Source organism: Lentibacillus sp., from assembly GCF_035301675.1.
GTDB lineage: Bacteria > Bacillota > Bacilli > Bacillales > Amphibacillaceae > Lentibacillus.
Window position 1 is genome coordinate 1 of record NZ_DATGTT010000109.1, and the last position, 16,470, is coordinate 16,470.

At 44.9% G+C, this 16,470-nt stretch carries 13 protein-coding genes; 1 reads left to right on the plus strand and 12 read right to left on the minus strand.

All coding sequences use genetic code 11. The features are described 5' to 3' along the window. The 9 genes from VK097_RS14825 to VK097_RS14865 all read right to left on the minus strand — a co-directional run. The coding region (locus VK097_RS14825; RefSeq protein ID WP_324212577.1) for a helix-turn-helix domain-containing protein at nucleotides 1-469 on the minus strand (469 nt) is incomplete at its 3' end. Between the two features lie 252 nt (nucleotides 470-721). After that, nucleotides 722-1,885: a CamS family sex pheromone protein gene (locus tag VK097_RS14830; protein ID WP_324212578.1), complete on the minus strand. Its 1,164-nt coding sequence runs from the start codon at nucleotides 1,883-1,885 to the stop codon at nucleotides 722-724. 12 nt (nucleotides 1,886-1,897) lie between these two features. Then, complete coding sequence (ligA, locus tag VK097_RS14835; protein ID WP_324212579.1) at nucleotides 1,898-3,901, minus strand: NAD-dependent DNA ligase LigA; 2,004 nt, start codon at nucleotides 3,899-3,901, stop codon at nucleotides 1,898-1,900. Between the two features lie 14 nt (nucleotides 3,902-3,915). Next, a complete protein-coding gene (gene pcrA, locus VK097_RS14840; RefSeq protein WP_414672190.1) occupies nucleotides 3,916-6,117 on the minus strand; it encodes a DNA helicase PcrA in 2,202 nt (733 codons plus the stop codon). A gap of 39 nt (nucleotides 6,118-6,156) precedes the next feature. Next, a complete protein-coding gene (gene pcrB, locus VK097_RS14845; protein WP_324212650.1) occupies nucleotides 6,157-6,843 on the minus strand; it encodes a heptaprenylglyceryl phosphate synthase in 687 nt (228 codons plus the stop codon). A gap of 287 nt (nucleotides 6,844-7,130) precedes the next feature. Then, the gene (locus tag VK097_RS14850) at nucleotides 7,131-7,430 is read right to left on the minus strand and encodes a YerC/YecD family TrpR-related protein (RefSeq protein ID WP_324212581.1); all 300 of its coding nucleotides are present in this window, start codon (nucleotides 7,428-7,430) and stop codon (nucleotides 7,131-7,133) included. A gap of 18 nt (nucleotides 7,431-7,448) precedes the next feature. Continuing rightward, complete coding sequence (locus VK097_RS14855) at nucleotides 7,449-8,507, minus strand: DUF3048 domain-containing protein (RefSeq protein ID WP_324212582.1); 1,059 nt, start codon at nucleotides 8,505-8,507, stop codon at nucleotides 7,449-7,451. A 129-nt stretch (nucleotides 8,508-8,636) separates the two neighbouring features. Continuing rightward, nucleotides 8,637-10,376, minus strand: coding sequence for an adenine deaminase C-terminal domain-containing protein (locus VK097_RS14860; protein ID WP_324212583.1), 1,740 nt, complete (start codon nucleotides 10,374-10,376; stop codon nucleotides 8,637-8,639). Nucleotides 10,377-10,542: 166 nt separating this feature from the next. Beyond that, entirely contained in the window at nucleotides 10,543-11,535 is a 993-nt protein-coding gene (locus VK097_RS14865; RefSeq protein WP_324212584.1) for an ABC transporter substrate-binding protein, read from the minus strand. 203 nt (nucleotides 11,536-11,738) lie between these two features. Here VK097_RS14865 and VK097_RS14870 point away from each other — a divergent pair, with 203 nt between their 5' ends. Beyond that, entirely contained in the window at nucleotides 11,739-12,788 is a 1,050-nt protein-coding gene (locus tag VK097_RS14870) for an NAD(P)/FAD-dependent oxidoreductase (protein WP_324212585.1), read from the plus strand. Nucleotides 12,789-12,937: 149 nt separating this feature from the next. Here the strand turns inward: VK097_RS14870 and VK097_RS14875 are convergent, their stop codons facing one another. The 3 genes from VK097_RS14875 to purH all read right to left on the minus strand — a co-directional run bounded on the left by VK097_RS14875 (nucleotide 12,938) and on the right by purH (nucleotide 16,250). Next, on the minus strand, nucleotides 12,938-13,210 hold the full coding sequence (locus tag VK097_RS14875; protein WP_324212586.1) for a hypothetical protein: 273 nt from the start codon (nucleotides 13,208-13,210) through the stop codon (nucleotides 12,938-12,940). Between the two features lie 250 nt (nucleotides 13,211-13,460). Next, nucleotides 13,461-14,708: a phosphoribosylamine--glycine ligase gene (gene purD, locus VK097_RS14880; protein ID WP_324212587.1), complete on the minus strand. Its 1,248-nt coding sequence runs from the start codon at nucleotides 14,706-14,708 to the stop codon at nucleotides 13,461-13,463. Between the two features lie 18 nt (nucleotides 14,709-14,726). Next, entirely contained in the window at nucleotides 14,727-16,250 is a 1,524-nt protein-coding gene (gene purH, locus VK097_RS14885) for a bifunctional phosphoribosylaminoimidazolecarboxamide formyltransferase/IMP cyclohydrolase (protein ID WP_324212588.1), read from the minus strand. Between the last annotated feature and the right edge of the window lie 220 nt (nucleotides 16,251-16,470).

Here is a 16,470-nt window from a genome sequence, read left to right on the forward strand (position 1 = left end):
CAGAATTGTAATTCCCTTTAAACTTATACCAGTAGAATTGGTGCAGGGTGTCAAACGTACCGGACATTTCAGCTAGTTTATTAATTTGGCTTAGAGCTTCATCACTTTTACCTATTACCAGGAAATAGCGTATCTTGTGAATTTCAAACATAACCAGACTGTCAGCTGAATGGTTATCATACATCACCCGGTTCAATTCCTGGTAGCTTTGAACCATTTCGTCCATATCGTGTTCTGAAGACAGCATGCCATACCAGTTCTGCAGCTTTTCTCTGATCATATCATCAGTTCCTGTGTCCAGCTGAATACCCAGCCTGGTGCATAATAAGCTTATCACATTCGGGCTTGCCTCGGTCTTCTCATTTTCGATTTTCGATAAATAAGCGCTTGAGACAATACCTTCAGCCAGTTCCGTTTGGGTCATTTCCTGTTTGATTCTGTGAAGTTTGATATAGGCTCCGATTTCCATCTTTTTACCCACCCCACTAGCTGAATTTTTAGAATGGTTTTATATTAATACTATGATTATATCATAACATAAATTCCAAAAATTCATATTGGGAAAGTTGAGGGGTAAATATAGCAATAAACCCATCTGCAACTTGCCTACTTTCCTGAAATGAGGAAAGTTAGTCAAAAATAGCCCTTTTTCCGCATATTTCTTTCAGAAAAAGAGCTATTTTGCCATTCTTAGGTCTATTGACTTATATTTGATTTTTGATTATGAATCATAAATATGGACGGTGGCTTCATCGTCACCTGCGTTTCGGTAGATGAGGCTTTCCATTTTTTGATTGGATTTGATTTTCACTTCAAGGTCGTAATAATTCTTGAACATTTCTTCTACGAGACCATACGTGTATTGTGTAAAGCCGATGATCTCGCCTTTTCCGTTAAACTCAAGCGGGATTTCAAGCGTCAGTTTCTGCAATTCTTCATCAATATAAAAACCTTCACCGATCACACCGACATAATCCGGAAAATACTCTTCAATGCGCGTACTAAAATTTTGGACTAATTTCTGTGTATCGGCGTATTTTTCCTTACCTTCTTCAGACGGGAAAAGAATGTTTTCCTCTGCTACAGTTTTCCATTCCCCGATTGATGCCTGGTCACCTTCAACACTTGTTTTGGCTACAAAATTGCCGGGGACCGGCGAACTTTGAGCTTCTTCCCTGTATAATGAAATCATGATGGGGATGTTGCTCATTTCATCAATATTGCGGACACGTTTCAGTACAGTCTGGGCTATCTCTTTTCCCTTTTCCATCATTTTCGACTTTGAAATCTTTTTATGATAGGTATTGCCTCCAACTTCAAAGGTGAATTCCGACTTTAATGCTATGCCGAGTGATGCACCAGCCAGTTCAACTGTATCATCGTCATTCTTCTTCAGAAAATTTTGCTCCATTATATGCGTCAGATACTTTGGGTTATTCTCGTAATCTTCTTTTGTAGCGTTTTCTTCATCCAGCGGAGGATTTAATGCCAGCTTATCTTCTTTATCCGCTTCCTCTTCGTTCGTCGGATAAGTATCCAGCCAATTATAAAGCATGTCAGATGTTAAGTACTGGCCTGCTTCAAAAAAATATTTCTCCGGATCAAAATAATCCTTTGACAGCCTTCTCAGTCCTGTTTCCATCTCATCAATATCCACCCGGTTCCCCATCTGATTCGTGATAACACCCCGGGACGCACTTGGTCGATATGGAAGAATAGTCCGGTATTCTTCATCTGACAATTGGTGGCTGGAAACGATTGATTTCTGCTTTTGTTCTTTATCATCTTCGTTCTGGACAACTTCATCGTCATTTTCGATCGATGGTGTACAGCTTGTCAGGACCAGAATGGCACCTGCCAGTATCATCGTTATTTTTTTTAACACGTCGCCCACTCCTTAATCGTCCAAAACTTCTCTCAGCTGCTGTTCGCCCCAAACCGCTACGCCAAGTTTTTCTGCTTTATCCAATTTTGAACCGGCATCTTCCCCGGCAATCAAAATATCGGTATTCTTGCTCACACTGCCGGTAACAGATCCGCCCAGCCGCTCAACCAAAGCCTTTGCCTCCGACCGTGTGAATTCCTCCATTTTCCCGGTTAAAACGACTGTCTTGCCGGAAAATGCAGTGTCTTCTCCCACTTCCTGCGCTTTTGGCCCTTTGTATTCCATATTCAGACCAAGTTCATCCAATTCTTGAAGCAGATGTTTCACTTCATCTTCGGCAAAATAACGGACAATCGAGTCAGCCATCTTTTCACCCATTTCATTGATCGCGGTTATGTCTTCAAATGAAGCCTGCTGCAGGTTTTCCATCGTTTCAAAATGGCTGGCAAGTGTCCGTGCTGCTTTTGAACCGACAAAACGGATGCCAAGCCCTAATAATAGCCGTTCCAGTGAGTTCCCTCTTGATGCATCAATTGCCTGGAGTAAATTACTGGTTGATTTTTCGCCCATCCGTTCCAATTGCAATAAGTCGTCACGTTCAAGACGATATAAGTCGGCAATTGTGTGAACGAGATCTTCCCGGAATAGCTGGATAATCACTTTCTCCCCTAGTCCGTCGATGTTCATTGCATCACGCGAAACAAAATGAATGAGGCCCTCTTTTAATTGGGCGGGACAATTCGGATTAATGCAGCGCAGCGCGACCTCTTCTTCAAGACGGACAAGTTCACTGCCGCATGCCGGGCATTCATCAGGCATAAAGAACTCCTTTTCATCGCCTGTCCGTTTGTCCTCAACAGCACGGATTACTTCAGGGATAATGTCACCGGCTTTTTTGATGACAACTGTGTCTCCAAGCCGGATATCCCGCTCCCGGATTAAATCCTCATTATGGAGTGAGGCACGCTGTACGGTTGTACCGGCAACCCTGACCGGATCCAAGACAGCTGTCGGCGTGACAACGCCTGTCCGGCCAACACTCAGTTCAATATCACGAAGAATTGTCATTACTTCCTCGGCCGGAAATTTATAGGCAATGGCCCAGCGCGGGCTTTTTGCGGTAAACCCTAATTCTTCCTGCTGAGCCAGATTGTCCACTTTGACGACGATGCCATCGATTTCGTAGTTTAAGTCCGAGCGCTTTTCTTCCCAGTTCTTAACGTAATTGATGACGTCATCAATTGTGCTGCACCGCATCCACTCGGGGTTTGTTTTGAATCCGAGCTCCTGCAAATAGTTGAGCCGCTCGCTGTGTGATGCCAATGTGCCCGACTCCCATTCACCAACACCATACAGAAAAATATCCAGGTTGCGCCTTGCTGCGATTTTCGGATCAAGCTGGCGCAATGATCCAGCTGCTGCGTTACGCGGATTGGCAAAGGCCGCATCGCCATTTTTCTCCCGCTGTTCGTTCAGCTTCAAAAACGATCTATGCGGCATGAACGCCTCGCCGCGCACTTCAATTGTATTCTCCTCCCGGATGGAAAGCGGGATACTGCGAACCGTTCTCAGATTGCTGGTAATATCCTCGCCGGTTGTGCCGTCACCACGTGTCGCACCGCGGACAAATTTGCCATTTTCGTAAGTGAGCGAAACCGCGAGACCATCAATTTTCAATTCACAGACAAATGAAATCGGCTCATCTGTCCCTTCATTCGCGCGCCGGGCAAAATCACGCAGATCGCCTTCATTGAACGCATTGCCAAGGCTCATCATGGCTACATTGTGCTGCACTTTCTGAAAGGCATCTAAAGGTTCTCCGCCAATACGCTGTGAAGGAGAATCAGCTGTGACCAACTCCGGAAATTCTTCCTCCAACTTGAGAAGATCCTGCATTTTCCGGTCATATTCTGAATCGGGAACACTGGGGTTATCGAGCACATAATATTCGTGGCCATATTGATTTAATAGTTTTCTCAATTCCTTGATCTGTTGCTGTGCTTGCTGTTTATCCAAGCGCCAGGCACCTCCTATTGTTTCGTGATTGGTGCAAATTTGGCCAGCAGCCGTTTTATGCCTGTCGGCGCAGGAAAGGCAATGTCAAGCTCCATCCCGTCACCTTTCCCTTGGACTTTAACGACCGTGCCAACACCCCATTTCTTATGTTCAGCTTTGTCACCCGGACCCCAGGTCTGTGATTCCGCTCCGGTTGTTTGCTGCATTCTTCCGGCACGGCGTTTTGGCTGTGATCGTTTCTCGTCCGGTTTTTCATTTGAGCCATACATCATCGTTCGTACCTGCTCGATTCCATCAACCAAATCTTCCGGGATTTCATTTATAAAACGGCTGATCGGATTCATATTCGTCCGGCCATAAATTGTGCGCATTTTGGCATGGGTCAGGTAAAGCTGCTGCTCAGCCCTGGTGATCCCCACATAGGCCAGACGGCGCTCTTCCTCCATCTCTTCATTGTCAAACATCGACCGGCTATGCGGAAAGACGTTTTCCTCCATGCCGACTAAAAAGATGACCGGAAATTCCAGTCCTTTGGCAGCATGCAGGGTCATAAGCGTCACCTTGGGTTCGTTGTCCATTTCTTCCTCATCGACACGGTCGATATCGGCCACTAATGCCAGGTCGGTCAGAAAAGCGATCAATGTTTTATCTTCAGCGTCTTCTTCAAAGTCCTGGGTAACGGTCTTGAATTCTTCAAGGTTTTCAAGACGGCTTTGCGACTCCAGTGATCGTTCGTTTTTCAGTATTTTTTCATAGCCTGTCCGCTCCAGGATTGCTTCAACCATATCGGTAGCCGTCAAAAATTCCTGCTGCTGCGTTAATGTTTGAATCAGGTTGCCGAATTCCGCCAGTGCATTGGCTGCTTTTTTCGTAACACCGATAAAATCGACTTCTTTCACTGCCTGGTTAAATGAAATCGCATGTTCGGCCGCATATGCGCGCAGCCTGTCGACAGATGTTTTTCCGATTCCGCGTTTCGGAACATTGACAACCCGTTCGAAACTTATATCATCATCAGGATTGGTGATCAGACGCAAATAAGCAGTCAAATCCTTAATCTCTTTTCGCTCATAGAATTTGGTGCCGCCGACCATCTGATAACCGATGTCCGATTTTATCAGCGTATCCTCTACAGCCCTCGACTGGGCATTCGTCCGGTAAAGGATCGCAATATCATTCGGAGAAATCCCTTCACCGGTCAGCTCCTGAATTTTATCCGTCACAAATAATGCTTCTTCCTGTTCGGTCGCGCCCTGGAAATAATGAATCTTCTTGCCGTCATCATTTTCAGTCCAAAGATTCTTAGGTTTGCGGCCGGAATTGTTTTCAATCACTTTATTCGCTGCATCCAAAATTGATTTGGTTGAACGATAATTTTGCTCAAGGTAAATCACCCGTGCCGACGGATAATCTTCTTCAAATGACAGGATATTCGCAATGTCCGCGCCCCGCCAGCGGTAAATCGACTGATCTGAATCCCCGACAACACAAAGATTCTGATATCGGTTTGCCAGCTGCTTCACCAAATAGTATTGAGCATGGTTGGTATCCTGATACTCGTCCACATGGATATACTGGAACCGGCGCTGATAATATTCAAGCACTTCAGGAACACGCTTGAATAAATGAATCGTCTGCATGATCAGGTCGTCAAAGTCGAGTGCCTGGTTCTTCTGAAGTGTTTTTTGATAGCGTTCATAAACTTGCGAAACCTGTCGCTGGAAAAAGTCGCCGACGTTTTTACTGTATGCTTCCGGTGTAATCAGTTCGTTTTTCGCACCGCTGATCTGTCCAAGCATTGCCCGCGGCTCAAATTTTTTCGGGTCGATGTCCAGATCTTTCAGGATTTGTTTAATGACGGATAACTGATCACCGCTGTCCAGGATCGTAAAGTTTTGATTATAGCCGATTCGGTCAATATCCCGGCGCAAAATACGTACACACATTGAGTGAAAAGTGGAGACCCAGATTTGCCCGCCATCTGCTCCCGTGAGCTTATTGACACGTTCTTTCATTTCCCGTGCTGCCTTATTCGTAAATGTAATCGCCAGCACATTTCTTGGGGGCACATCCTTTTCACCGAGCAAATAAGCAATCCGGTGTGTCAATACCCGTGTTTTGCCGCTCCCCGCTCCGGCCATGATCAGTAATGGCCCTTCCGTATGTTTGACAGCCCCCTGCTGTTCTTTGTTTAATCCGTTCAGTAAGTCGTGCATTGTCTGACTCACCATGACACACCACCTTTAGATGAACTATTATTCATTCATATCTTTAATTGCTTTAACTGTTTTCAAGGCTTTGTTGATATCCGAATAAATCAGATTTCCGACAACGATCGTATCGGCTTGTTCCTTCATTTCACGAGCCTGGGAATCACTTTCAATCCCCCCGCCGTATATCAGTTTTGTATTGTTAAGCTGATTCCTCACATCTTTGACGAGTTCTGGACGGCCATACGTCCCGCTGTATTCCATGTAAAATACCGGAAGCCGGAAAATATACTCCGCCATATAGGCATATGCCACAACATCCTCATGATCCGGCATCTCGCACTTCGTCTCTTTAAAGGCTTTGGCATTTTCGTTCAAAATACAATAGCCCTCCATAAAGATTTCATCCCAGTTCATCGAATCCCTGTATTCCTTGATAGCCTGATGCTGAAGATCCATCATCCATTTCTTCTCCGTACTGTTCATCACCATCGGGATAAAGTAAAAGTCAAAACCAGGTGTGATTGATGCCATATTGGATATTTCCAAAATACATGGGACAGTATGCCGGCGGATGCGCGAAAGCAAATCAAGCACACCATCAAGTGTTACGTCATCCGTGCCGCCGACCACTACGGCATCAGTCCCCGACTCGCAAATTGCGTCAAGATCCTCATCCGGGATTTCTTTGGCAGGGTCCAGCTTAAATAAATGCTCCCAATTTGTTAAGATTTCATTCACCGTAAAGTCCCCCATATTTAATAATTGATTCAGAAATCAGCATTCTGTACATGCTGACTGTCACCTATTTTATAGGAATGCTGTTAATGCGCAAACAGTCTATAGCAAACACGATTCACCTTCATTCTTAAAGTATACCAAAAATTGCGCGATGAATTTAGGATTAAGTGGGATAAAAATTGAGGAATTTCCTAATGAGTACGAACAGGGCAGTAAACACCGTCCTGCTGTCTGCTGCATAAAACAAGCTATCCCCGAACGTGGAGATAGCAGTTGATTTACACGTTATGATCAAGTAACCGATCCAGGACAATTTTATATCCGTCACTGCCATAATTAATGCAGCGGCGTACACGTGATATTGTTGCAGTCGATGCGCTTGTTTCTTCTTCTATAAAGTTATAGGTATAGCCCTCTGTCAGCATTTTGGCAACCTGCAGCCGCTGGGCGATCGAATGAACCTCGGACATCGTTGCAATATCATCAAAAAATTTATAGCACTCCTCGCGATTCTCTAGCGACAGAATCGCGTCAAACAGTTGGTCCAGCTGTTCCCCGCGCAGCTTGTCTATCTGCATGATGACATCACCTGCCTTCTAATCATTTGATACCGTAACCGATTGGCTGATCCCCGGGTCTGACGGAACGACGTTTATCCATGTTTTGCCCTGAACAAACTTCACCGGTTTGCCATCCTTTACCGGAACGATTCTGCCATCACGGTTTTTCCACTTAACTTGGCGGATTTGGCCTTTTTGCACCAGATAAGCATCGCCGCCTGATGTCAAATCAATTTCACGCCTGCCTGCATCATCAATGACTTGGTGCGGCGTTTCCACAATGAAAATATTATCGGCTGTTATCGGTTCTCCGGAATTCAGCTCGACAGATTTTTCCCCGTCACTGTACCGGATATACGTCCCGCTGTCTTCATCGTATTTGTAGTTGACCACGTATGTCTGCCGATCGGAATAATCAATTTCAACGTTCATTGCAGGATCACCGGATATGCTGTCTGCTCCCTTTTCTGTTGTAAACGGCAAAGAATCATATGTTTGTGTCACATTATATCCTTTTTGCTCTGCCGTATCATATACGCCGGCAAATTGCAGATAGGAGTTGTGCGGCGCATCTCTGAATGATTCCCGTTTAAATAAGCTTCCATTATTATCATAAACGGAGCCGTTCAAATGTTCAATTCCGCGGTTTTGAATCATATCGTTCACAAAGTTAGCTGCTCCGTGATAAATGTAAATTGAATCATAACCATCGGCCAGTTCAAAATAATATTCCCGTGCGCTCCTGACAGGACCGGCAACATCCGGCATTTCGCTCTGGTACATGGCCAAGAAGCGTGTGATTCGCCCTTCCGCCAGAATTTCAAAAACAATGTCCGCCTTACTGAGACCTGATTGCGGCCGGGCTTTACGGTGATTATTGATCATCACGCTGACGATCCGATTGGTCACCGGCTGATCGGTTTGAATCCCTGTCAGCGGGAATGTGTTCATATTATCCGGGGCTGCAGGCCCTTCTTTTTCTGCTACAGAACTTTCTTTGGATTCACTGTCTTCTGCATTTCCCCCCTGATCATCTGAACATGCTGCAAACAACAGCAGCATGAACAACGGCAAGCAAACAATAACTTTTCTCATTATCCCCCACCCCTTTTTAAAAGCGTTTGTTAAAGTTTGCTGCTGATTTCATCGTTGCAGGCAGTATGCATCCGGCTTGTTTCAAACCATTTCGGTGGATGATGACTGACTTCTTTCGTTTATTATACGTCATCGCATCGTTGCTGGAAAGAGTACTTCACGCTTTTTCACATCGACAACCCCCTGTTGTGTGATCCGGATGTATGGCAAATGGGTTGCTGATAAAAAGAAAATTGAATAGACCGGATCACCAAATGCATAGCCGAAGTCCGCCAGCAATTTTCTCAGCTGTTTTTCTTTTTCCATCAGTTCGGGCATCGTTCCGGAGAACATGCTTCCGCTCAGAGCCAGCGGCAGTTCAAATAAGATTTCACCCTTATGGGCAAGCACAATCCCGCCGCCCAGTTCTTTCAGGCGCCTCCAGGCAAGCAGCATATCCTGTTTACTTTTTCCGATGAAAATGAGGTCGCCGGTTGTCGAAAATGAACTGGCCAATGCTCCCAGCCGTTTCGTGAAGCCTTTAATGGCCGTATTAACACGCCAATTCCCTTCCCTGTCAATCAACATAAGAAAGGCATCATCAGTATTATCCGGGATCACATTGAGTGTCACGTCTGTTTTGATGGCATACGGCTGAACAATAACATCATTTATCATGTTAAGCCCGATTGGGACGGAAAACTGCATATCTTCCAATGTCAGATCCCAATCAAATGCGATCGGTTCAATTCCATAGTTACCCCAGTCGATTTTTGAGGAAAGTTTCTTCTCTTTATGATCTTTTTTCATCCATTCACCTTTGGCCAAAACACTGATCGGATGCGGATTCTCTTTTTCCTGTAAAATATTAACATTTGCTATCCTGCCTGGTGCAATACATCCAATATCATCAATCAATCCATAATGTGCTGCGGCGTTATGAGATGCCATCCGGTAAGCATCCGCCAGCGGCACGCCTTTATCAATCGCAATCTCCACACAAACATTCATAATGCCCTTTTCATAGAAGGAGGGCGTTGCTCCATCCGTGTTCATCGTGACATGGTCAAATGTGTATACGCCTTCTGCCAGCATCTCTTCCAGTATATTCGGCAGGTCAGGACGGATTGATGAATAGCGAAGGCCAGCCTGATATCCAAGCTGCAGACGTTTAATCACTTCTTTTCCGGTCATAGCCTCATGCTCTGCGTCCACACCCAACAGCTTCATCTTGGTTAACGTTCTTTCAGACGCCCCAGGCAAATGACCTTCAACCGGTTTGTCAAGCCGGTTTGCCTCCTGAATCCAATAGAGCAGACGGTCATCCCCATCAAGCAGATGCGGCCACGCTGTCAGTTCGCCACCCTGAATGACGGATGGGTGCTTAAGCCACGACAATACTGGCTCCGTGCTGAAATATTCCTCCGGACGCTGCAGTGCTGTCTGTGAATCAAATCGTGCCCACCAATACATTGTAACCAGTGATTGGTTAAATTCCTCCAGCAAAGTAAACGCTTTCTTTCTATCCAATAAAAAATTCAGCATAAGATTATCATTTATAAATGCCGTCGTGCCATATTCAGCCCCATGCATTGCCAGGTTTTCAGGATTGTACAATAAGAAAGGGTGGGCATGCGGCTCGATATACCCCGGTACCAGGTACTTACCGTCACAGTCGATAACTTCCGTTGATTGATTTTTTTCCGGAAGTTTATCCCCGACATAGACAATCCGGTCATGAAAAATCCAAATGTTGGCACGCAGCCATTGTTTTGTATAAGTATTTAGATAGGTGCCGTTTTTTAATACAATTGTTGGCGCTTCTTCCCCATCAATAACGGCAACATGTTTTCTTAATTCACGGTTTCTCCAATAGATGCTTTCTGACATAACATCAACGCTCCAATATATTGTTTTATCTATCGTAACACATAATGCGCTTTCATTTGGTATTGTTTTACAAAGGGGAATTGAATTTTTTATGACAAAAATCCCAAACGGAATCACCCTATATTCACAAAAAACGGAAGGAAATTCGATTCCTCCCGAACAAGTTTCACTCATTCAATATCGTATCAACAATCTGCTCAGCCAGTGCCTTCGCGGATGATACACCGCCAATCACAGGTGTGTCGCCGGGCAGGTAATGAGTATTCCCATTTTTAACAAAGCTTAAATTCTCCCATACGCTGTTCCCTTTCAAATGATTTTCAAAGATATTATCATCTTCTTGAACAACAGAGAAAAAGTGAAGGTTTTCTTTCTGGAAATTTTGCAAGGTCTCTAAACCAACTTCCGTAAACCCATACTGCTTAACTTCATCAGTTTTATAGGCGTTCTCAAAACCCAGGTTTTCCATTACTGCTGCCGGGAAAGAATTATCGGAATAAAGCCTTAGCACTGGTGAGTTTTGAGAGGAGAAGGCCATTGTTGCTATATATTTTGAGCCTTCCAGTCCAGCATCCGCCAAACGCTGTCTCTGCTTGTCGTAAAAATCGTTCAAATCTGCAATCGCTTGATCAGCTTCCTGTTCCTTATCTGTAATTTGAGCGATTGTTTTAAATTCATTCATTAACTCATTATACAAATCGGCGGACCCTTCTTCACTGTATGGTGCAAACGTCACAACCGGTGCGATATCTTCCAATCTATCTAATATCTCACTATGTCTGAATTTTGCCGCTATGATCAAATCAGGATCCATTCGTGAAATGGCTTCAAGATTTGGCTCTTGGCGTGTCCCGACATCTCCAACACTATCGGCCAATTCCTCGTCAATATTCATCCAGGCATTAAATCCGTCTATATTTGGCACACCGGCTGGCTGGACACCTAGGGAAAGCAACTGTTCCGCGTTGTACCATTCCAATGCAACGATATCTTCAGGGATACCCTCGATTGTCTTTTTACCCGTGGCGTCTTCAATGGTAACGCTGCGCTCAGAAGCACTTTCATCATCACTGCCTCCACCCGCTTCATTTCCATTTGAACCGCACGCTGCTAACATTGTAAGGACCAAAACATTAAGTATTAGCACCCATTTTTGCATTTCTTCCACTCCTTCCCATATTCAGTTATGCGATTCTTTTATGTATAATGATAACCAGTAACAACTGATAATGATTATCATTATTGATATAGTTTAACTTATCGTGTATCCAAATGAATGTCAACCTTTTCATTCATGATTAAATGGTGTATGATTAGATGAGAATGATAATCAGTCAATTGCATGCTGAGGAGTGAGCAGACTTGACCAAAAATGAACTATTTGATGTGACCATTATAGGCGGTGGACCTGCCGGGCTTTTTTCGGCCTTTTACAGCGGGCTCAGGGAAATGAAAACAAAAATTATTGAATATCAGCCTGAATTAGGCGGTAAAGTTCACGTCTATCCGGAGAAAATGATCTGGGATGTCGGAGGAATACCGCCACTCCCCGGTGCAAAATTCATTGATCAGATTGCTGAGCAGGGATTAACGTTTCAGCCTGAAGTGGTATTGAACGAAAGAATTGAAACAATAACCCGTAACAAAAAGGGTATTTATGAACTGCATGCCGATTCGGGACGCATTCACTACACCAAAACTGTCATTGTTGCAGTTGGAAGCGGCATATTAAATCCAAAAAAGCTAAGCATCGCTGGTGCAGAACAGTTTGAAGGTTCAAATCTGCATTATTCCGTGAAGTCTTTACAGCGTTTTAAAGGTAAAACCGTCATGATTTCAGGCGGAGGGAGCTCCGCAACCGATTGGGCAAATGAACTGGAATTTGTTGCTGACCGCGTTTTCATTACATGCAGAAAGAACAATTTTGACTGTCATGAATCGCAGGCAACCCAACTGAAAAACAGTTCCGTTGTCTGTTTCTTTCATACATCGATCACAGATCTGAAGGCAAATGATGACGGTGTAACGATTAAGGAAGTTGAGCTGAGCAACCATGAAACAGGAGCCGTCAATTATTTGCCTGTTGATGACGTGATTGTCAATCACGGATACGAACGCGATACATCACTTTTGGAAAACAGTGAACTGGATATCGCCATCGCCGATAATTATTTCATTTCAGGCAATGCCAATAGCGAGTCGTCTCTGGAGGGACTGTATGCTGCCGGTGACATTCTGATGCATGAAGGCAAACTGAATCTGATAGCAGGCGCTTTTCAGGACGCTGCCAATGCCGTCAATCAGGCAAAGCTATTTATCCAGCCCGATGCCGATAAAGCTCCAATGGTCTCCTCACATAACGACATTTTCAAGAAACGCAACGAAGAAATAAAAAAGCAAATGATAAATTGAAACTTCATTCAGTGCGGCGTTTTTTCCCACTGAATGTTAGTTGAACCGAATCGGACATCTAGGGGCTAGTTATCGCCGTTTTCTGGTGGATTACTGCCCATTACATGCAGCTAAAAGTGAAACTGACATTCAGTGTGTACAGCTTTTGACTAAAGTTGATTTAAAATAATTCTCAACCCTATTTTTTTATGACTTTGCTTTGTTGAAAACGTTACAATCAGTAGGATTACAATCGATATTGGCAAACCGATAAAAACAGGATGTAAATCAAATGGATGGCCTAAAATCTGCCAAATGACGGCTGTGACCAAACCACTCCACATTGAAGCAACACCAGCGGCGTTCGTCACTATTTTCCAAAATAATCCAAACATCACTGGTGCTAATAGACCTGAGACCGACATCGCAGTACCAGTTACCATCAGGTTAACCAATTCCTAGTGACCTATATTTAAATGTCATCCTCGAGTAAAGTATGATGGTTGAATTTATTGAAATCAATAATAAAATTATTTGTCAGCACAGATCGCCAACCAACCTTTTGAAGTTTACATGGGAAATGAAAAAATCTAATTTACGGTCAACCAAGTCTATTATCCGTTTAAATAAATAGGGGCTGGTAAAAGACTTATCTCTGACCTAAAATGAATCTCTTTCATGAATTAAAAAAGATTAACCTTTACCAATATCTTTCCGATAAAAAAACTCCTCTGAGTTCACATTTTTGTCCAGCCAGTTATATGCGCATTCAGCGGCTTCAGACAGGTCGGCTCCCTTTGCTCCCGCAAGAAGCACTCTTCCCCCGTCGGAAACGATTCCGTGTTCCGTTTTCCGGGTTCCGGCATGGACAACAAACGAGCTAGCATCCAGTTGCATTTCAGGCAACGCGACGCCTTTATTATAGCTGCCAGGATACCCTTTCGAGGCAAGCACTACACCGGCACAGCTTTGTTTTTTCCATTGCAGAGAGGGATCTTTTCCATCGAGCACGTCAAGGAAGACCTGCAGCAGATCATTTTCTAAAAGCGGAAGTACGACCTGGGTTTCCGGGTCACCGAAACGGGCGTTGAACTCAATCACTTTCGGTCCATCGTCTGTCATAATCAATCCCGCGTATAAAATTCCGGTGAACGGCCGTCCCGCTGCAACCATCCCGTCAGCAGCTTTTTGCAGAACATTTTCAGCTGCGAATGCCAGCGTCTTCCGGGAAATATCTTTGGCCGGCGCGTAGGCTCCCATCCCGCCGGTATTCGGACCCTGATCCTGGTCATAAGCGCGTTTATGATCACGTGCCGGTATCATAGGAAATACGTTTGCACCATGAACAAATGCCATCAGTGAAAATTCCTCGCCAGAAAGACATTCTTCTATAACAACAGACTTGCCCGCTCCGGAAAAAGCCTTACCTACGAGAATATCATCAACGGCTTTCATTGCCTCGTCCACTGTCTGTGCAACAATCACACCCTTACCGGCAGCAAGCCCGTCAGCTTTGACGACAATTGGGGCGCCTTGTTTCTTTATATAGGATTTGGCTCCACCCGCGTCTGTAAAACTGGCATATGCAGCTGTAGGGATACCGTTCTCCTCCATAAAAATTTTCGCATACCGTTTGCTCCCCTCGATTAAAGCCGCATTTTTTTCCGGTGCAAAAATGGCGAGACCTGCTTCGCGAAAACGGTCGGCAATCCCGGTGAGAAGCGGGGTTTCCGGACCGACAATAGTTAAGTCAACTTCCTTTTTCCGGGCAAAGTCTATCAACCCATCAATATCCAGCTCATCAATATCCACGCACTCTGCAGCATCGCCGATTCCGCCATTTCCCGGTGCTGCATAAATCCTATCAGCTTTATCGCTTTCAGCCAGTTTCATGATCATGCTATGCTCACGGCCACCGCGTCCGATGACGAATAAATTCATAGGAAAACCCCTTCCTGTCTAGTGTTTGAAATGCCGTGCGCCTGTAAAAACCATCACAACTCCATATTGGTCGCACATGTCGATTGAGTCCTGATCGCGTTTGGATCCGCCAGGCTGAATTATTGCTGCTACGCCCGCCTTCGCTGCTTCTTTGGCGGTATCAGGCATCGGGAAAAATGCATCGGATGCAAGAGCTGCTCCTTTAGCTTTATCCCCTGCCTGTTCAAGCGCTATCCTTGCTGCGCCAACACGGTTCATCTGACCTGCACCGATACCAATGGTCTGCATATCGTTTGCCAGTACAATAGCATTCGATTTCACGTGTTTGACTGCTTTCCAGGCGAACAATAAATCATCCAGCTCTGCTTCCGTCGGTTTTTTCTCGGTCGGGAATGTGAGATTGTTGCGGCTGATTTCCTTATTGTCGTTGTCCTGAACAAGTATCCCGCCGTTAACACTCGTTAATTTGTGAGAGTTGATCTTTGCTTCATCCATTTTCAATTCAAGCAGCCGGATATTTTTCTTGTTTGTCAAAATCATGAAGGCTTCATCGGTAAATGCCGGGGCAATGATGATTTCCAGAAAAATACCGCTCAATTGTTTAGCAGTGTCTACATCAATTGTCCGGTTGCAGGCAACAATCCCGCCAAAAATCGAAACTGGATCACCGTTATAAGCTTTCGAAAATGCTGTGTTCAAATCCTCCGCCATTCCAATACCGCATGGGTTCATATGCTTCACAGCCACGGCTGCCGGTCTGTCATAATCCGCAATGATGCCAAGTGCCGCGTTCGCATCCTGGATGTTGTTGTAGGATAGCTCTTTGCCATGCCGCTGCTTGGCAGATGTAAGACTCATCGGTGATTCAATTGGTTTTTTATAAAATGCCGCTTCCTGATGCGGATTTTCGCCGTATCTTAAAGACTGGACCTTTTCATATGTAACGGTGTAGTTTTCAGGAAATGCTTCATCAGTAAAATAGCCGGCAATCAGCGCATCGTATTGTGCTGTGTGACGGAAAACCTTTGCAGCTAAATTTTTCCGCATTGCCGTATCGAGCTCATCATTTTGAATGGCTTGCAAGATTTCATCATAATCATCCGGATCAACAACGGGCGTCACATCACGGAAACTTTTTGCAGCTGCCCGCAGCATTGTCGGGCCGCCAATATCAATGTTTTCGATGATTTCCTCTTCAGTCACATTCTGTTGATCAAGCGTTTGTTTAAATGGATAAAGATTCACGACAACAACATCAATCGGGGTAATGCCTTTATCTGAAAGCTGCTGTTTGTGTGTGCCATCATCCCGTTTGGCCAGCAGCCCTGCATGAATTACCGGGTGAAGTGTTTTGACACGGCCTTCCAGCATCTCGGGAAACCCTGTTACGTCTTCCACAGCCGTTGCCTCGATGCCAGCCTCCTGAATTGTGCGCAAAGTGCCACCGGTTGAAATGATGTCATAATCTTGTTCTGCCAATCCTTTGGCAAAATCAGTAATACCGGTTTTATCGGAAACACTTATCAATGCCTGCTTTTTCATGGAAAAACTCCTTGTCCTAGTGGTTTTGTAATGGTGGTGCACCTCACGAAGGAAACCGCACAAGTTCGGGCGGCTCTCGCACGATTTGATACTGCTGTCGCACGATTGAGGATGGTTTCCGCACGGTTTGGATTACGCCTCGCACGATTCAGACCGCTTCCCGCACGGTTTGGACCGCTTCTTGCACGGTTCGACCGAGACCCCCGTACGATCTCCAAAG